General features: G+C 64.0%; 16 protein-coding genes, 1 other RNA gene and 1 pseudogene. 12 read left to right on the top strand and 6 right to left on the bottom strand.

From position 1 onward, the window contains the following. Positions 1-14: 14 nt before the first annotated feature. A complete protein-coding gene (gene tkt / locus CWO91_RS22570; RefSeq protein ID WP_130216390.1) occupies positions 15-2,030 on the bottom strand; it encodes a transketolase in 2,016 nt (671 codons plus the stop codon). A 372-nt stretch (positions 2,031-2,402) separates the two neighbouring features. Here tkt and CWO91_RS22565 point away from each other — a divergent pair, with 372 nt between their 5' ends. The 5 genes from CWO91_RS22565 to CWO91_RS22545 all read left to right on the top strand — a co-directional run bounded on the left by CWO91_RS22565 (position 2,403) and on the right by CWO91_RS22545 (position 5,139). Continuing rightward, positions 2,403-2,723, top strand: coding sequence for a DUF4164 domain-containing protein (locus CWO91_RS22565; RefSeq protein WP_028142025.1), 321 nt, complete (start codon positions 2,403-2,405; stop codon positions 2,721-2,723). After that, positions 2,720-3,103, top strand: a complete 384-nt coding sequence (locus CWO91_RS22560; RefSeq protein WP_130216388.1) for a cell division protein ZapA — start codon at positions 2,720-2,722, stop codon at positions 3,101-3,103. The genes CWO91_RS22565 and CWO91_RS22560 overlap by 4 nt, the downstream gene beginning before the upstream one ends. A gap of 271 nt (positions 3,104-3,374) precedes the next feature. Beyond that, positions 3,375-3,535: non-coding RNA, 6S RNA (gene ssrS, locus CWO91_RS22555), on the top strand. Positions 3,536-3,740: 205 nt separating this feature from the next. After that, a complete protein-coding gene (locus tag CWO91_RS22550; protein ID WP_130216386.1) occupies positions 3,741-4,337 on the top strand; it encodes a 5-formyltetrahydrofolate cyclo-ligase in 597 nt (198 codons plus the stop codon). Next, positions 4,315-5,139, top strand: coding sequence for a TIGR00282 family metallophosphoesterase (locus CWO91_RS22545; RefSeq protein WP_165405635.1), 825 nt, complete (start codon positions 4,315-4,317; stop codon positions 5,137-5,139). The genes CWO91_RS22550 and CWO91_RS22545 overlap by 23 nt, the downstream gene beginning before the upstream one ends. A gap of 393 nt (positions 5,140-5,532) precedes the next feature. On the opposite strand, the gene CWO91_RS22540 is transcribed toward CWO91_RS22545, so the two are convergent. Both CWO91_RS22540 and CWO91_RS22535 read right to left on the bottom strand, forming a co-directional pair. Next, the gene (locus tag CWO91_RS22540) at positions 5,533-6,957 is read right to left on the bottom strand and encodes a methyl-accepting chemotaxis protein (protein ID WP_130216384.1); all 1,425 of its coding nucleotides are present in this window, start codon (positions 6,955-6,957) and stop codon (positions 5,533-5,535) included. Positions 6,958-7,143: 186 nt separating this feature from the next. Further along, a complete protein-coding gene (locus tag CWO91_RS22535; RefSeq protein WP_165405634.1) occupies positions 7,144-8,892 on the bottom strand; it encodes a methyl-accepting chemotaxis protein in 1,749 nt (582 codons plus the stop codon). Positions 8,893-9,116: 224 nt separating this feature from the next. On the opposite strand from CWO91_RS22535, the gene CWO91_RS22530 reads away from it, so the two are divergent. The 7 genes and pseudogenes from CWO91_RS22530 to CWO91_RS44400 form a co-directional block, all read left to right on the top strand. Then, complete coding sequence (locus CWO91_RS22530; RefSeq protein WP_130216380.1) at positions 9,117-9,863, top strand: YebC/PmpR family DNA-binding transcriptional regulator; 747 nt, start codon at positions 9,117-9,119, stop codon at positions 9,861-9,863. Positions 9,864-10,103: 240 nt separating this feature from the next. After that, a complete protein-coding gene (gene ruvC, locus CWO91_RS22525) occupies positions 10,104-10,631 on the top strand; it encodes a crossover junction endodeoxyribonuclease RuvC (RefSeq protein ID WP_130216378.1) in 528 nt (175 codons plus the stop codon). A gap of 139 nt (positions 10,632-10,770) precedes the next feature. Next, positions 10,771-11,388: a Holliday junction branch migration protein RuvA gene (ruvA, locus tag CWO91_RS22515; protein WP_130216374.1), complete on the top strand. Its 618-nt coding sequence runs from the start codon at positions 10,771-10,773 to the stop codon at positions 11,386-11,388. Positions 11,389-11,543: 155 nt separating this feature from the next. Continuing rightward, complete coding sequence (ruvB, locus tag CWO91_RS22510) at positions 11,544-12,578, top strand: Holliday junction branch migration DNA helicase RuvB (RefSeq protein WP_208753060.1); 1,035 nt, start codon at positions 11,544-11,546, stop codon at positions 12,576-12,578. Between the two features lie 99 nt (positions 12,579-12,677). Beyond that, the gene (locus CWO91_RS22505; protein WP_130216370.1) at positions 12,678-13,547 is read left to right on the top strand and encodes a DUF6869 domain-containing protein; all 870 of its coding nucleotides are present in this window, start codon (positions 12,678-12,680) and stop codon (positions 13,545-13,547) included. Between the two features lie 105 nt (positions 13,548-13,652). Continuing rightward, the gene (locus CWO91_RS22500; RefSeq protein ID WP_130216368.1) at positions 13,653-14,576 is read left to right on the top strand and encodes a metallophosphoesterase; all 924 of its coding nucleotides are present in this window, start codon (positions 13,653-13,655) and stop codon (positions 14,574-14,576) included. A 68-nt stretch (positions 14,577-14,644) separates the two neighbouring features. Then, positions 14,645-14,734: pseudogene (locus CWO91_RS44400) on the top strand (acyl-CoA thioester hydrolase); the annotation flags it as partial. On the opposite strand, the gene CWO91_RS22490 reads toward CWO91_RS44400, so the two are convergent. From CWO91_RS22490 to CWO91_RS22480, 3 genes are all read right to left on the bottom strand, one after another. Further along, complete coding sequence (locus tag CWO91_RS22490) at positions 14,707-16,410, bottom strand: recombinase family protein (RefSeq protein WP_130216366.1); 1,704 nt, start codon at positions 16,408-16,410, stop codon at positions 14,707-14,709. The pseudogene CWO91_RS44400 and the gene CWO91_RS22490 sit on opposite strands and share 28 nt — an antisense overlap. Beyond that, positions 16,407-16,595, bottom strand: a complete 189-nt coding sequence (locus CWO91_RS22485) for a hypothetical protein (RefSeq protein ID WP_130216364.1) — start codon at positions 16,593-16,595, stop codon at positions 16,407-16,409. The genes CWO91_RS22490 and CWO91_RS22485 overlap by 4 nt, the downstream gene beginning before the upstream one ends. 573 nt (positions 16,596-17,168) lie before the next feature. Continuing rightward, on the bottom strand, positions 17,169-17,886 hold a 718-nt coding region (locus CWO91_RS22480; RefSeq protein WP_283810989.1), incomplete at its 5' end, for a TCP-1/cpn60 chaperonin family protein.

The following is a 17,886-nucleotide window of genomic DNA, read 5'->3' as shown; positions in this document are numbered from 1 at the left end:
GGCAAGCTCAACTCTCAGGAAACGCGCTTCAGCACAGCGTTAACCGTGGCCTCGGTAGTAATGCCGAAATGCTTGTAAAGCTCCTTGGCAGGACCGCTTTCGCCGAAGGAATGCATGCCGATGAATTCGCCGTCCTGGCCGATCACGGCATCCCAGCCCCAACGCACGGCGGCCTCGATCGCAATCTTCACCGGTGCGTTACCGATGATTGCGGCGCGTTTCGCCTCTGGTTGCGCTAACAACAGCTCGAGCGAAGGAACAGAGACCACCCGTGACGCGATGCCGCGCTCGGCGAGCTGCTTCTGGGCGGCGACCGCGATCTCGACCTCGGAGCCGGAGGCGAACAGCGTCACCTTGGCTTCGCCCTGGGCTGCGACCAGCTCATAGGCGCCGGCCGCGCAGGGATTGTCATTCGGCGCGGTGGTGCGGAGCTGCGGCAGGTTCTGGCGCGTCAGCGCCAGCACGGTCGGGCCGTCGATGCGGTTGAGCGCGAGCTCCCAGCACTCGGCGACCTCGATGGCATCGCAGGGACGGAACACGCGCATGTTGGGAATGGCGCGAAGTGCGGCGAGATGCTCGACCGGCTGATGGGTCGGACCGTCTTCGCCGAGACCGATGGAATCGTGCGTCATCACATAGACGACACCGGCGCCCATCAGCGCGGCAAGGCGCATCGCGGGCCGGGCGTAGTCGGTGAACACCAGGAAGGTCGCGCCGTTCGGCGCGAAGCCGCCGTGCAGGAAGATGCCGTTCATCGCGGCGGCCATGCCGTGCTCGCGGATGCCGTAATGGATGAAGCGGCCCTTCGGCGTCTTGGCCGAGAAGGCGGTCGCCGATTTCGCCTTGTTGTTGTTGGAGCCGGTGAGGTCGGCGGAGCCAGCCAGGAATTCCATCGGCATCGCGGCTGCAATCGCCTCGATCGCCGCTTCCGACGATTTGCGGGTCGCGGCCGTCAGCGGCTTCTCGAGCAGTTCCTTCTTGTGCGCACGCAGCGCCTTCGCGAGCGATGCCGGACGCTCATGACGCAGGCGGCGCTCGAACTCGGAGCGCTTGCGGCTGCCGAGTTCGCCAAGCCGTGTTTCCCATTCCTGGCGTGCCGCTGCGCCGCGGCGGCCGGCCGCGCGCCACGCCTTCAGCGCGTCCTCGGCGACTGCGAACGGCTCCAGCGAGATGCCGAGATTTTCCTTGGCGGCCTTGAGCTCGTCGGCGCCGAGCGCCTCGCCGTGCACCTTCGACGTGCCGGCCTTATGCGGCGCGCCGAAACCGATGGTGGTGCGGCAGGCGATCAGCGTCGGCTTGTTCGATTTCTTCGCGCGCGTGATGGCATCAGCAATTGCAACCTTGTCTTGGCCGTCGATCTTCTCGGCGGCCCAGCCCGCGGACTTGAAGCGTTTCACCTGGTCGACAGAATCGGCGAGCGAGGTCGGGCCGTCGATCGAGATGCCGTTGTCGTCGTAGAGCACGATCAACTTGTTGAGCTTCCAGTGCCCGGCCATCGCGATCGCTTCCTGCGACACGCCCTCCATGAGGTCGCCGTCGGAGGCGAGCACATAGGTGTGGTGGTCGACGATCTTCTTGCCGAATTCGGCGGCCAGCATCTTCTCGGCAAGCGCCATGCCGACCGCGGTGGAGATGCCCTGGCCGAGCGGGCCGGTGGTGGTCTCGATGCACTTGGTGCGGAAATTCTCGGGGTGTCCCGGGGTGAGCGAGTCGACCTGGCGGAACTGCTTGATCTGATCCAGCGTCATCTCGGAATTGCCGGTCAGGTACAGCAGCGAATAGAGCAGCATCGAGCCGTGGCCGGCCGAGAGCACGAAGCGGTCGCGATCGGGCCAGGCGGGCGCGGCGGCGTCGAATTTCAGGAACTGCGTGAACAGCACCGTGGCGATGTCGGCCGCACCCATCGGCAGGCCCGGATGGCCCGATTTGGCCTTCTCGACGGCGTCCATCGAGAGCCCGCGGATCGCGTTGGCCATACGGGTGTGGTCGACCTGCGTATTCGCCATACGGGTGGCATCGAACTGCATCATGATGAAAATCCGTCTGAAATGAGGTGCTTGATGGCCGTGCACGCCGCGCGGGGTCGAGCCTGGCGGCCACGGGAGCTGGGGCTGGATAGCATCTCGGTTTCGGGAGTCCAAGGCAATCAAACGCCGGTTTGACCGTAAAAGTTGCCTGTGTGGAGAGCGGCTTACCGTCGGGATCGTGCCCGGAAGGAACCGGCGGATCAGCACGACCTGCTCCCGATCTATCGGTGCATAGTTTCGCGGCGACGTTGCGCTGGGCTAGCTTGCCACGTAAATTTCTGCTTCTAACCGCTTGCCGAACCGAGTCTTTTGCCGGACGGCGAGCCCCAGGAATAAGGCCACTGGGCAAAGGCCATAGGTTCCGCCGCTGACTGCATGAACGATCGCGTGTCCAACAGCTCTGCCATGACGGAATCATCCGCCGTCGAGATCGAGATTGCGACCCGCAGGCTCATGTCGGCGCTCGACGCGCTCGAAAGTGCGGTGGAGCGACGGCGTGATGCCGATCGCGACGAGAACGAGCTTGCAGCGCGCATCCAGGCGCTCGGCGCGGATCGCTCGCGCCTTGCCGATGAGCTCGACGGCGCGCTGGTGAAGGCGCGCAAGCTCGAGCGCACCAATCGCGAGATCTCCGACCGGCTGGATTCCGCAATCGTCACGATACGTTCGGTGCTCGATACCGGAGAGGACGGATGAGCCACATCAACGTCACCATCAACGGCCGGCAATACCGCATGGCCTGCGAGGAGGGCCAGGAGGTGCGGCTGCTGAAGCTCGCCGAAACCCTGGAGACGCGCATCCAGTCGCTGCGCGGAAAATTCGGCGAGATCGGCGATGCGCGCCTCACCGTGATGGCGGCGCTGACCGTGTGCGACGAGCTGGTCGACATCGGCAACCGCGTTCGTAGCCTGGAGCAGGAGTTGACCGAGCTCAGGGATTTCCGCAACGCCGCCGTCGAGCGCGCCCGGATGACGCAGACGGCGGTGGTGAACGCGCTGAACGCCGCCGCCGAACGCATCGAGAAGTCGACCCAGGTCCTGAACCGGACCGTCGGCAACGGCATCGCGATCGGGTAGGGGCCGCGAAGGACTCGATCGATTGATGTGCTCGATGGGGCCGCGGACTCAACCTCTCCCGCTTGCGGGAGAGGTCGGCGCGAAAGCGCCGGGTGAGGGCTCTCTCCTCTAGGGGATTGTCCCGTTGCGGAGAAACCCTCTCCCCAGCCCTCCCCCGCAGGCGGGGGAGGGAGCGCACCTCCGCCGTGACTCGCAGGGGCGCCTCATTACGCCGAAGCTCGGCATTCTCGGCGGGCTGGCGATTCGTCAGTATCGTTGTTAGATTGCACGAGCGAGGCTGCGACGTGCGTCAGGAGCCATATATCCCCGGGGCCTTATCGATCCTTTAGGGAACTGTCCCTGGCCGGGCCCGTGGGCCCGGACATATGGTGCCCACCTACTTTCGTAGGGAACTCCGGGATCGAGTGCTTCAACGGCGTACGCGGCTTCGCACTATTTGCTTCTGGTTCGTGTCTGTCGAATTGCGTCCCCGACAAACCGGCGGTCAATTCACTCTCATTGTCATGCCCCGCGCAGGCGGGGCATCCAGTACGCCGCAGCGTTGAGGTTCAAGCATTAGCGTCTCTGGAATACTGGATCGCCCGCCTTCGCGGGCGATGACGGCGGAGCAAGACTTCGCCTTCGGGGGGAAACGCGCATGTCCAACTCCAAAGCCGAACTCCGTGCCAAAGCGCTGGCGGCGCGCGACGCGCTGAGCGAGAAGAAGCGCAGCACCGCCGCTGCAAAGCTCGCCAAGCGCGGGCTGCCGTTCAAGCTCCTGCCAGGCAGCATCGTCTCCGGCTATTCGCCGATCCGCAGCGAGATCGATCCGCTGCCACTGATGAGAAAGCTCGCCGAGGAAGGCGCAAAGCTGGCGCTGCCTTGCGTCACCGCGCGCGGCCAGTCGTTGATCTTCCGTCTGTTTCAACCGAACGATCGCCTGATGCTCGGCCCGCTCGGTATTCCCGAGCCGTCGCCGGCAGCAAGCGAAGTCATCCCCGACATCATGCTGACGCCGCTCGCCGCCTTCGACCGTCTCGGCCACCGCATCGGCTATGGTGCTGGGCATTACGATTTCACCTTCGCGCATTTGCGCAAAACCAAGCACATCGTCGGGATCGGGCTTGCCTTTGCAGCGCAGGAGATCGAGGCGGTTCCGGCACTATCGCACGACGTCGCGCTGGATTATGTGCTAACGGAATCGGACGTGTTCGATTTCCGGAGTTCTGAAGTTGCGCATTCTCTTCGTGGGTGACGTCGTCGGCCGTGCCGGACGCACGGCGATTGCGGACCATCTGCCTGGCATGGTCAAGGACTGGTCGCTCGATTTGGTCGTCGTCAACGGCGAGAATGCCGCCGGCGGCTTCGGCATCACGGAAGCGATCTATCAGGAGTTTCTCGACGCCGGCGCCGATGCGGTAACACTCGGCAATCATTCCTGGGACCAACGTGAAGCCTTGGTTTTCATCGAGCGGGCCGAACGCCTGGTGCGGCCGGCGAACTATCCGCGCGGCACGCCGGGCCGCGGCGCCGCGCTGATCGAGACCAAGAATGGCAAGCATGCGCTCGTCGTCAACGCTTTGGGGCGCGTCTTCATGACCCCGTTCGACGATCCGTTCGCGGCGCTCGAGCGCGAACTCGGCGCCTGCCCGCTCGGCGTCGCGGCCGATGCCATCGTCGTCGACTTCCATTGCGAGGCGAGCAGCGAGAAACAGGGCATCGGCTTCTTCTGCGACGGCCGCGCCAGCCTCGTCGTCGGCACACACACCCACGTGCCCACCGCCGACCACCAGATCCTGTCAGGCGGCACCGCCTACATGACCGATGCCGGCATGACCGGCGATTACGATTCCATCATCGGCATGCAGAAGGAAGAACCGCTGCGCCGGTTCACCTCGGGGATTCCGTCGGGTCGCTTCGAGCCGGCCGCGGGGACGGCGACGCTGAGCGCCGTCGCGGTGGAGACGGATGACGCGACGGGCCTCGCGCTGCGGATCGCGCCGGTGCGTGTCGGCGGCCGGCTCGAGTCGACCACGCCGAAGTTCTGGTTGAGTTGAACGGCGGCGTCTCAAATTCGGTGTCGTCCCGGCGAAGGCCGGGACCCATAACCACAGGGAGAAGCTTGGCGAAGACTGGTCGTTTCGGGACTGACAGCGTCCACGATCGATAGATCACGCGGTATGGGTCCCGGCCTTCGCCGGGACGACACTTAAGAATGACGTGCGAGATCGCAACTCACTCGCAGCCGAACTGCGCTTGAGCAAGCAGCCATTTCGGAATAATCGCATTATGCCCCTGTTTTGCCCGACGCGTCAACCGCGTCGCGGCTTCTTCGGGCGTGCCCGCGTAAGCCTTTGATTTCGCTGGTCCCGGCTACTGTGCATGGGGTTGTTTTTCAGCTTTGATTTGAGGGCACCGGAGCGCCGTCGTGCAAGGCGCCTCTCGGGCCGTCAGCTCTGGCGAAAACCCATCCGGAAGGCGCCCCAGTGCTTGCCGCGAACGATGATCGGCGAGGACAGATCCTTCATCAGCACGAACTGCCCGCCGCCCATGTCGCGGCGGTAGGTCTGGAGCAGGAACGGCTTGGTGTTGGCCGCGACCTTCTTCACCGCGCGATCGGTGAACAGGCGGCGATTGCGGCAATTGGCGTTATTCCAGACCGGGTCCTTGCCCTGCGGCAGACGGTAGTTCGGATTATGGGTCGGTAGATAGCCCCCCTTGGCCCAGGCGACGCAGAACACGATGCGGGGATCGGATTTCTGAATCGGGTCCTGGATCGCGGGCAGCACGCGATCGTTGAACTCGACGTATTTGGTGAGGTATTGTTTCGGATCGGTGCCGGGAATTTCGCGGTACGTCTCGTCCATGAGCTGGTCGAGCGTGATATCGCCGCGATCGATCGCGGCTTCGAACTCGGCGGAGATTCGCTTGGCGGTCTCGACGACGACGCGGATCAGCGGCGCGTCCGACGTCTCCACCCCGCTGTCGGCGATCAGCGCGATCAGGCCTTCGGAAGTGTCGAGCAGCTTTGCGACCCGCTCGTCGGCGTTCTTGAGATCGCGCGAGGACAGATCGACGCCCCTGGCGAGCTCGTTGAGCTCGCTGATGACGGTGTCGCAATGTCCGAGATTGGAGGTCGCCGCGCGTGTGACGTTGTCGATCTCCGCTTCCACGGAGGCAAAGCCCTGCTGCACGCGTGAGATGATGCCGGAAATCTGCTGGGCACCTTCGCCTGCGGTCTTCGCGCGCTGCGAGGCGTCGCTGCTCTCGCCGATCAGGCCCTCGATCTGGCCGTCGAGGTCGCGCACGGTGTCGGAGATCTGGTGCGTGGCTTGGCGGGTGGCTTCCGCGAGGTTCTTCACTTCGCTCGCGACCACGGCGAAGCCGCGGCCGGCATTGCCGGCACGCGCCGCTTCGATCGTGGCGTTCAGCGCGAGCAGATTGGTCTGCTTCGCGATCGCCTCGATCGAGCCTGATACCTTTGCGACCTGCGCCAGCGCCGAGCCGACCGCGCTCAAGCGTGCCTCGATGCGCTCCACCGCGGCGACGAGCTCGGAGATGTGGCTGACCGCGGCGTCGACGGCGCTGCGCGACTGCACGATCTCGCCGACTGCGGCAGACGTGGTCGTTTGCACTGCCTGTGATGCATTGGCGATGTCGTGATTGGCCGAGACCATCGTCTCGGCCGTCTTCTGGAGGTGGTGGAACCGTTCCGACTGGTTCGCGACGCGGTTTGCGACTTCCTGGACGTTGCCGGCGATGTCGGCGAGCTCCACGCCGAGGCCGCCAATGCGATCGGCGAGCTGGTCGATCAGTCGTTCGGCCAGTGTCCGGTTGGAGCCAGTGTCCATGACTGCAACTTGTGCGACGGACATGTTCGATGAATCCTCCAGTCAGAGCCGTTCGCCGGCTCACGGCGGCATTCCCATTCCAATTTCGGCTTTAAGGATGATTCGCCGCCGCCGTCTTGCCTGAGCGTGCACGAGGGCCAGTTCGCTTTAATTCTTTGATTGGAGCATGGTCTTGTAGAAAGACCGCTGCACAACTTTTCCGATCATGCCCTAGAGCTTGTAAGCGGTGCGGAATCCGCCCCAGTGCCGATCTTGCACGCGGATCGGGACATCGATCTCCCGCATCATGATCGTGTTCCCGTTGCCCATGTCGCGTGCATAGCTCTGGACCAGGTACGAGCGCAGGTTGCGTGCCGCGGCCAATCCGGCCGGATCGTTGAATATCCGCCGGTTGCGGCTGTTGGCGGTGTTCCAGGCGACATCGCCCGGCCGCTGCGGATGCGAATAGATCTTGTTGTGTACCGGCAGGAAGCCGTTGCGGTCGACCATGGCGCAGAACGCCATGCGCGGCTCCTTCGCCAGAAAGGCTTCCTGGAACGGCGGCAGTGCGCGGTCGGCCCAATCTAGATACTTCGTGCGATATTGCTGCGGATTGGTCGCGGCAATTTCCACATAATGGGTGTCGAAGAGGTCGTCGATCCTGACCTCACCGCGAGCGACCGCCTGCTCGAAAATTCTGGTCAGCGCGTTGCCCGCTTCCATGGCGCGGGTAACGAACTCCGTGTTCTCCTCATGGATCGACCAGAGCCTGTCTTCGATCTTCTCCTTGAGCTCGGCATTGACATTGACGAATTGCGCGCGGGCGCCGGCCTTGGATTGCTCGACCACGCGCAGGCGGCAGGCGCCGACGTGTTCGAGGATGCCTTCGATCAGCGCTTGCGGCGCAAGCCGGCCTGCGTCTGCGCCGCCGATCAGCACACCCTCCATCGCGATTTCATAGACCGGCATCACGCCGCGCGCGGTCTCGAACTTGAGATGGCAGGGCAAGCGCTCGGTCTTGCGGCGGTCGTCGTGCTCGCTCTGGCGGAGCAGCACGGCGCAGCGCGATTTCAGCTTCTGCGCGAAGGTGGTGACGGCGCGGCCGGCGCTGGCGACGTTCTCGCCATGGGTCTCGGCCGCCTTGGTCGCCGCATCGATCTCAGCCGCGCTCTCGCCGACCGAGACGATGAATTCCGACGCGCTTGTCGCATTGCCGGAGACTTCGCTGGTGGTGGCGTTCTGCTCGGCGACCGCGCCGTTGACGGTCGCGAACACCGGGCGGATCGCCTCGATCGCCTGCGAGATGCGATGCACCGCATCCGCGGAGCCGGCGGCGTCGCGCTGGAGCGCGTCGATCTTCCGGGTGATCTCTTCGGTCGCGCTCTGGGTCTGCACCGCGAGGGCCTTGACCTCGGTGGCGACGACCGCGAAGCCTTTTCCCGCAGCGCCGGCACGGGCGGCTTCGATGGTCGAGTTGAGCGCGAGCAGCGTCGTCTGCCGCGCGATCTGCGCGATCAGGTTCACGACATTGCCGATGGCGGCGGAGGATTCGCGCAAGCGATCGACGTTGGCGCGCGCTTCCTGCGCCGCGGCGCTGGCCTCGTCGGCGAGCTTGCCGGCCTCGCGGACCTGCGCCCCGATTCCCAGCGCGGACTGCGTGAACTTGTCGGCGGCATGGGCGAAGGTGGAGGCGGTCGATTGCGCCGCGTTGGTCCGGCCGGTCAGGGCGTCGGTGCGGTCGCGAATGGCGGCAAGGGTTGCGGCGGTCGCCTCGGCGCCCCCGGCCACCGAATTGGCGGCGCGCTCGAGCTGGCGGATCATGGCGCCCAGCTCGAGTTCCAGCAATTCCAGGATCTCCCTGGCGGAATCGCCCTCAGTGGCGGGGGCGGGCTCGGAATTGGCCACCGGCTGCGCAGCCTGCGGAGCTGCCGCGGGCGCAGCCATTTCCGGCAGACGCTTCCGAAATAGTCCGAACGCCATCACGTCTCTCTTGTCGGGGAACGGGCGGACGCTATTTTCGCAGGCCGAAATGAAATCAGGGTTAACGATGCCCGACCTCTAGGCACGGACCATTACGGTGGCTACCTCTACAGTGCTACCTTAAAGCACCAGAGCCCTTTGATTCCGGTGGGTTGGCGGCCTATAAGGCCGCGCTTCCCACCCCCATCGGCGAACGATTCCTAAGACCATTCAAGAGACCACGCATGGCCGGACATTCCCAATTCAAGAACATCATGCACCGCAAGGGGCGGCAGGATGCCCAGAAGTCGAAGCTGTTCGGCAAGCTGGCGCGGGAAATCACCGTCGCGGCCAAGCTCGGCACCCCTGACCCCGCCATGAACCCGCGCCTGCGCGCCGCCGTGATCGCCGCGCGCCAGGAGAACATGCCGAAGGACAATATCGAGCGCGCCATCAAGAAGGCGCTCGGCAGCGACGGCGAGAACTATGACGAAATCCGCTACGAGGGCTACGGCCCCGGTGGCGTCGCCGTCATCGTCGAAGCGCTGACCGACAACCGCAACCGCGCCGCTTCTGACATCCGCTCCTTCTTCACCAAGTCCGGCGGCAATCTCGGCGAAACCGGCTCGGTCTCGTTCATGTTCGACCGCACCGGCATCATCGAATACGACCGCAGCGTCGCCTCCGACGACGCCGTGCTTGACGCCGCAATCGAAGCGGGCGCAGACGACGTGATCTCGAGCGAGAGCGGCCACGAGATCTACGCCTCGACCGAAGGCTATCGCGATGTCGCCAAGGCGCTGGAAGCCAAGTTCGGCGAGCCGCGCAAGGCCGCACTGATCTGGAAGCCGCAGAACACGGTGTCGGTCGACGACGAGACCGGCGAGAAGCTCTTGAAACTGATGGACCTGCTGAACGAGCACGACGACGTCCAGAACGTCTACGCCAATTTCGAGGTGTCCGACGCGCTGATGGCGAAGATGGGTGGGTAGGAGCGGCTCGGGCGGTGCGCTCCCTCGCCCCGCTCTTGCGGGGAGAGGGTTGGGGTGAGGGGCTCTCTCCACGAATTCGGTGGCAGTTGGACTCGCGGAGAGTCCCCCGGAATCCGCGCTTCGCGCGCATTCCGGCCTCTCCCCGCAAGCGGGGAGAGGCGAAGAGCAGCACCACACTTCCCCTGTTACTTCCGTTCTGTTTCTGTTTCGCATCCCGCGGCCAGCCGCTATCACTGGCGCATGACTGCGCTCCCGATTCGTGGCCCCGTTCGCATCATCGGCATCGACCCCGGCCTGCGCCGCACCGGCTGGGGCGTGATCGAGGCGGAGGGCAATCGTTTGATCTATGTCGCCTGCGGCTCGGTGGAACCGCCGGACGATTTGCCGCTGTCGAGCCGGCTGCTCGCAATTCACGAAGGGCTTGCGGCCATTCTGTCCGATCACAAGCCGATGGAAGCCGCGGTCGAGCAGACTTTTGTGAACAAGGACGGCGTCGCGACGCTAAAACTCGGCCAGGCCCGCGGCGTTGCCATGCTGGCGCCGGCGATGTTCGGCATCAGCGTCGCCGAATATGCGCCGAACCAGGTCAAGAAGACAGTGGTCGGCGCCGGTCACGCCGACAAGCAACAGATCGCGATGATGCTCAAGATTTTGCTGCCCAAGGCCGAGCCGCCGTCGGCGGACGCCGCCGACGCGCTCGCCATCGCCATCACCCACGCCCATCACCGCCAGAGCACCGCGCTCAGGCTGAAGGTGGTGGGCATATGATCGGCCAACACACATCACGCTCGTCATGCCCGGGCTTGTCCCGGGCATCCACGTTCTTTTCTGGTGGCGAAGGCGTGGATGGCCGGGACAAGCCCGGCCATGACGAGAGAGAAGTGCCTGCCGCGTCCGAGGGATCGATATGATCGGCAAGCTCAAGGGCCTGATCGATTCCTACGGCGAGGATTTCGTCATCCTCGACGTCGGCGGCGTTGGCTATCAGGTGCACTGCTCGTCGCGCACATTGCAGCATCTGCCGTCGCCGGGCGAAGCGGCCGTGCTGTCGATCGAGACCTATGTCCGGGAGGACCAAATCAAACTGTTCGGCTTCCGCACCGACCAGGAGCGCGAATGGTTTCGCCTGCTCCAGACCGTGCAGGGTGTCGGCGCCAAGGTCGCGCTCGCGGTGCTCGGCACGTTGTCGCCGGCCGATCTCGCCAATGCCATCGCGCTGCGCGACAAGGCCGCCGTATCCCGCACGCCGGGCGTCGGCCCCAAGGTCGCCGAGCGCATCGTCACCGAGTTGAAGGACAAAGCGCCGGCCTTTGCCAATGTCGATCCGGCCGTGGTGCATCTCGCCGGCGCCGTCGACGACCAGCGCGCGCCGCGCCCCGTGGCGGATGCGATCTCGGCACTGGTCAATCTCGGCTACGGCCAGCCGCAGGCGGCTGCGGCGATTGCGTCGGCCTCGCGTAGCGCGGGTGAGAATGCCGAGACGGCGCAGCTCATACGCCTCGGCCTGAAGGAACTGGCGAAGTGAGCGCGTCAATGGTCAGTCTCGTAGGGTGGGCAAAGCGCAGCGTGCCCACCACCTTTGGAGCGATTGGAAACATGGTGGGCACGGCGCGAAGGGCGCCTTTGCCCACCCTACGATCTGATGGAGTTCGCTGAGTGAGCGATCCCAAGGCCAGCCGCATGGTCTCGCCCGAGCGCCGCAGCGATGATGTCGGCGACACCGCGCTGCGCCCGCAGTCGCTGTCCGATTTCGTCGGCCAGCAGCAGGCCCGCAAGAATCTCTCGATCTTCATCGAAGCCGCCCGCAAGCGCGGCGAGGCGCTGGATCATGTGCTGTTCGTCGGCCCGCCCGGCCTCGGCAAGACCACGCTGGCGCAGATCGTGGCCAAGGAGCTCGGCGTCGGCTTTCGCGCCACATCGGGGCCGGTGATCGCCAAAGCCGGCGATCTCGCTGCGCTGCTCACCAATCTCGAAGAGCGCGACGTGCTCTTCATCGACGAAATCCATCGCCTCAGTCCGGCGGTGGAAGAGGTGCTCTATCCCGCGATGGAGGACTTTCAGCTCGACCTCATCATCGGCGAAGGTCCGGCGGCGCGCTCGGTGAAGATCGAGCTGTCGAAATTCACCCTCGTCGGCGCCACCACGCGCGCCGGCCTTCTCACCAATCCCTTGCGCGACCGCTTCGGCATTCCGGTCCGGCTCAATTTCTACACGATCGAGGAATTGGAAAGCATCGTGAGCCGCGGCGCGCGCGTGCTCAATGTCGGCATGAGCGCGGACGGCGCCAACGAGATCGCGCGCCGCGCCCGCGGCACGCCGCGTATCGCGGGCCGTCTGCTCCGCCGCGTGCGCGATTTTGCTTCGGCCGCCGACGCCGACAAGATCGACCGCAAGATCGCCGACCACGCCCTCAGCGCGCTCGAAGTCGACGCCGCGGGCCTCGATGCGATGGATCGCCGCTACCTCACGACCATCGCGATGAACTATGGCGGCGGCCCGGTCGGCGTCGAGACTATGGCTGCCGCTTTGTCCGAGCCGCGCGATGCGATCGAGGACATCATCGAGCCCTATCTGATCCAGTGCGGCTATCTCCAGCGCACCCCGCGCGGCCGCCTGCTCACCTCGCACGCCTTTCGCCATCTCGGTCTCGCCGAGCCCACGCGCGACGCTGCCCAGTTCGGCTTGTTCGGCACCGACCAGTCCGAAGACGACTGACTGCCGCATACGGTGAACCCACGGGTTCAATCCCATCACTAATCCGAACGCGCGGCGAACGATATCGCCGCTCACGCACACGGATTGGAGTGGGAAGAAATGGGGCCGACGAACGTCACCGGATTGCTCGAGGTCATCGCGGCCGCGCCGCAGCTGCTCACGCCTGACGAGACCGAGACGTTCCTCGATCCGATGCCGCTCGACGAGCTGGCGTCGATGTGGTGCGCGCTTCAACGCGTCAGCCGGCGCGATCAGGTCGGCAGCATCTGGGCCTTAAAACTCTATTTCGATCATCTGCCGCACCGCCGGCCGCAAGCAGCGCTCGACCTCGTGCTGGAGGTGCTCAAGGCCGAGGCCGACAAGCCGACGGTGATGCAGATCAATGACAAATTCCTGCTCGCGCTGCTCTATGCGCACGGTCCCGAGGTGATCGCGCGCATCGAGCACGAGGCCGAACACAACGACCGGCTGCGTTGGCTGCTCGGCGGCGTGCACGTCGATCCCGACGATCCCTTGATGGCGCGTATTGCAAGACTTGGCGATAGGGAGGCCTGGCAAGCCGACCATCTGGCCCAGCGCACGCCGCGCGAGCCGCTCGATTGCGCCAACATGCCGGTTGTCGAACTCGCCCGCGCCTGGGTCGAGCAATATTCCAAATCCGAACGCGACCAGGACGACAATCTGTTCGCGATCATGGATTTCGAGCGCGACCTGCGCGAGGACGATCCGGACAAGATGATCGACCTCATCCTGGAGATCTTGAAGATCGAAGCCAATCCGGTGCTGCTGTCTCTGCTGGCCGCGGGCCCCCTCGAAGTCGTGATCAGCGCCGCGACGATCGACCGCATCGAGCGTGAGGCGCGTGTCAATGAACGTTTTCGCGATCTGCTCGGCGGCGTCTGGTACTACCGCGCGCCCGACGACGTGAGGACGCGGCTGGATGCGCTGATTGGCGAGAGCCGCTGGTAATTTCTGTGCAGGCGTCTGCACCAGGATGCAGACGGTCTGCACGAACGCACCCCAATTCCGCTTCAATCGGGTCGCATCGAGAAGCAGCATCACCATCGAGCGTCCATGATCACTCGCCGTCATCTCATCCGTTCCATTGGCGCCCTGTCCGCCCTCGGCGGCTCGACTGCGGCCTATGGTGTCGGCGTCGAGCCGATGCTGCGGCTCCGCGTCACCCGCTATCATCCGACCCCGCGGCAGTGGCCGGCGGATCTTCCGCTGAAGATCGCTGTCATCGCCGACATCCATGCCTGCGATCCGTGGATGCCGCTGGACCGGATCGAGGCCATCGTCGACCGCACCAACGCGCTGAACGCCGACCTCATCGTGCTGCTCGGCGACTATGTCGCCGGCTTGCACCAGGTCACGCGCATCATCCCGTCGAGCGAATGGGCCAGAGTGCTGGCCGGCCTCAAGGCGCCACTCGGCGTTCATGCCGTCATGGGCAACCACGATTATTGGGATGACAAGACCGTGCAGCGGGCCGGACTTGGCCCGACTATCGCGCATCGCGCACTGGAAGCAGCCGGCATCCCCGTCTACGAGAACGATGTCGTGCGCCTGACCAAGGACGGCCGACCGTTCTGGCTCGCCGGTCTCGGCGATCAGCTCGCCTTCCTGCCGGCGCGACGCTTCCGCAGCATGGTGCATTTCGGTGCCGACGACCTCAACGCGACGCTCGCCAAGGTCACAGACGACGCGCCGATCATCCTGCTCGCGCATGAGCCCAACATCGCGCCGCGCGTGCCCCCGCGCGTCGCGCTGCAACTGTCCGGCCACACCCATGGCGGCCAGGTCCGCCTGCTCGGCTGGTCGCCGGCGGTTCCTCCGCAGCACGGCATCCGGCTCGCCTATGGCCATATCAGGCTGAAATGCGACGTCATCATTTCCGGCGGCCTCGGTTGCAGCATCATGCCGCTCCGCGTCGGCGTGCCGCCCGAGATCGTCGAGGTGACGCTGGGTGGGACGAGGCGGCCGGTTGTATCGTAGCTCTCTTGCGCGACCGCCTGTTTTTGCGCAAAACGGGCCGGTTACCGACAAGCGAAGAGGCTCGCGACGTGACAGCTCATCTCGACGGCGAGATCCGCGACGGCCGCCACCACATGCAGGTCCGTGTCTATTACGAGGACACGGATTTCTCTGACTTGCCATTATCGTAGTAGGCAAACGAACTGCTTTCTTCCGCCGTGCGGCGGCCTTCTGGGAAAAGCTTCTTGCCGTAAAGGGCAACGCTGTTGAGGTAGGGCGTATATTCGTAGGGCATTCGCTTGCGAACCGGATGCACCACGATGCAGTCAATCAAGTTGCGGAAGGCGACACGAGTTTCGATCGCCTTAGGATTGGTTTTGAGCGCTGTGACAAGCCTTCTAACCTCCAAACGGTATCGGTCACCGAATTTCGGGTGGTCGAAGGGGATGACATTTTCGCCGCCACCGCCCAGCAGCCGCATGCGCTCTTCTACGCTTTCCCGTTCCAAGTCACACTCATCGATCCGCTTGAGCAACTCATCCGGCTTCCGACGGCTATTTGCGATGGCATATGACAGACGTTCGATCTCGGTAGTCAACACGCGGCGCCGACGATCTAGCTTGGCGTATCCGCTGCTCTTGTTCCGATCGTTTTTGCGCTCCACCTTCCAAGCATGCATTGCCTCTTCAATGGCTCTTGGCGAAAGCAATTTCACTTCGATCTTGGCGGAGGCATCTTCGAGCAAAACGTCCATGTCAAAGCTGCGGGTATGCTCGCAGGTGCCCCGCTGATGCGCGTTCGCGCATGCAGCGCGAGGTGCGCCGTTACGGGAGGATTGAGCGATTCGCATATGGCCATTGCAGACCCCGCACCGGAGCACCCCGGCAAGCGGGTGCTCGTTATTACGCGGGATCACGATGCGACGCCGCGGCTTGCCTGTCGGCCCGAACATGTGCACGGCGCGCACGCTACGAACCTTCTGCGCTCGATCCCAGAGCACTTGCGGAACGATCCGCAGCTCGGGCTTTTTGACTATGATGTGCCGTTCCTCTGGATTGCGGCGCTTCTGCTTCTTCTGCGTTTCCGGGTTGATAATCGTCGAGCGAACGTTCCAATGTATCTCGCCGATGTATAGATCGTTACCGATAATGCCGCGACCATGCCGACCGCCCGTGATGCACTGATGATTCCAGGTGGTGCGTCCCGCCTTGTTCTTGTGACGAATTGCCCCTGGTGAGGGCACGCCTTCGCGGGTGAGATCAGCGGCGATACTTCGAGTCGAGCGGCCAGCCGCATATTCGGTGAAGATGCGGAGCACAACCTTCGCTTCGTCCTCATCGATCGTCCGCTCGCCGGGCGCGCCTGGTTTCGGCCGATACCCATAGGCGTATGAGCCAGGAATTCTTCCGTTAGTAACAGCGTTGTCATGGCCGCGCCGAACCTTCTCGGCGAGCTGCGGCTTGTAAATCGTATTGTAGAGACTTGCGATGCTGATGTCCGTGGCTGTCGCATAGACGCCTTTCTGATCCATTAACTCAACGCCATTGAACTCGAAAACCTGCTTGAGACGCTGGATAGTTGCGGGATCGCGCGACAAGCGGTCAAAGTGCTCTACGACGACCACGTCAAAGTCATGTTTTCGCACACCGTTGAGCAAGCGCTGATAGCCGTCCCGTGCACCTTCGGTAAGGCCAGATTTTGCGGCATCCACAAACTCCCCGATAATATCGAGGCTGTTGCGCAATGCGACCTTCCGGCAGAGCAATAGCTGACCGTCAATCGAGGTCGCCTTTTGCATGTCGCTGGAATAGCGGGCGTATAGTACGGCCGTTTTCTTGGATGACCTTGTCGTCATGCCGGTCCTCTATCGGCTGCTGCCGAGCCGTCATTTTCATCCCGTGCGATCTGGCGTCCGATGGCGCGCGCCAGCTCAAACCAGATTTCCTCATTGTCGGGATTATCCCAGCTCTGAGGATGGGAGGGGTCAAGCGCTCGAATGATCGCCCGTTGTTCTCGGAGCGATCGGATGCGGGTACGCATTTGCAAACTCGCCAGCAGAAGCTAACGTAAATTTCCGCGCTGCGCCACAGCCAAGCCGCAGTGATTGCTCGCAGCGCTTCCCTCATCCTGACTTCCGCGGCATCGAATGAAAATGAAATTCTTCAAGTGTCGCAGCGCGCGTGAGGGCATTCCTGGCGATCAGGCGCGTAGTCGGGAGCAGATTTGCTAAGCAAAGCGGAGTAAAAATACTTGCGGGTGACGGTGGCGTAAGTCTGTTGTTCGGTGCCGTGCCTAGCGGAGCCGTTCTCAGGCCACGCGGCCTCTCGTAGTGGCTGCTGCGGAACGTCGGCTCGCCCACCAATGAAATCTGGCTGCTGGTGGTGAATTGTAGACCTTAAGACCGAAGCACTGCGCGGGGGCCCGTCCGGCATCTGACGCCAATGGATCCATTCGATACTTGGCAACTAGATAGGCCTATCAACGATCCGGGGTGCCGGGGCCGCGCGTAATGCGAGCCCAGAATAACGTGGTAGAAAGATTGCAAGAGCAAACAAAAACCCCGGCATTGCTGCCGGGGTTCTCGCGTTTGGTGGTCCGCGTGATGCGGCTGGATCAGAAGTCCATGCCACCCATGCCGCCCATGCCGCCGCCAGGAGGCATCGCAGGGCCGCCGGCGTTCTTCTTCGGCAGCTCGGCAACCATCGCTTCCGTTGTGATCAGCAGCGCCGCCACCGAGGAGGCGTTCTGGACTGCGGTGCGCACGACCTTGGTCGGGTCGATGATGCCCTTGGAGACCAGGTTGCTGTATTCGCCTGTCTGCGCATCGAAGCCGTAAGAGTACTGATCCTTCTCCAAGACTTTGCCGACCACGACCGAGCCGTCTTCACCGGCGTTGAGCGCGATCTGACGGGCCGGCCAGGACAACGCCTTGCGTACGATCTCGACGCCGGTCTTCTGGTCGTCGTTCTTGGTGCGCAGGCCCTTGAGCGCGTCGGCGGCACGGAGCAGGGCGACGCCGCCGCCCGGGACGATGCCTTCCTCGACAGCCGCGCGGGTCGCGTGCATCGCGTCATCAACGCGATCCTTGCGCTCCCTCACCTCGACCTCGGTCGCGCCGCCGACGCGGATCACCGCGACGCCGCCGGCGAGCTTGGCCAGACGCTCCTGGAGCTTCTCACGGTCGTAGTCCGAGGTGGTCTCCTCGATCTGCGCCTTGATCTGGGCCACGCGCGCCTCGATGTCGGCCTTCTTGCCGGCGCCGTTGACGATCGTGGTGTTCTCCTTGTCGATCATCACCTTCTTGGCGCGACCGAGCATGTTGAGCGTGACG

Origin of the sequence: Bradyrhizobium genosp. SA-3, from assembly GCF_004212635.1 — a bacterium.
Classification (GTDB): domain Bacteria; phylum Pseudomonadota; class Alphaproteobacteria; order Rhizobiales; family Xanthobacteraceae; genus Bradyrhizobium.
Note: the sequence above shows the minus strand (reverse complement) of the source record. Positions and strands in the feature narration are given on the sequence as shown.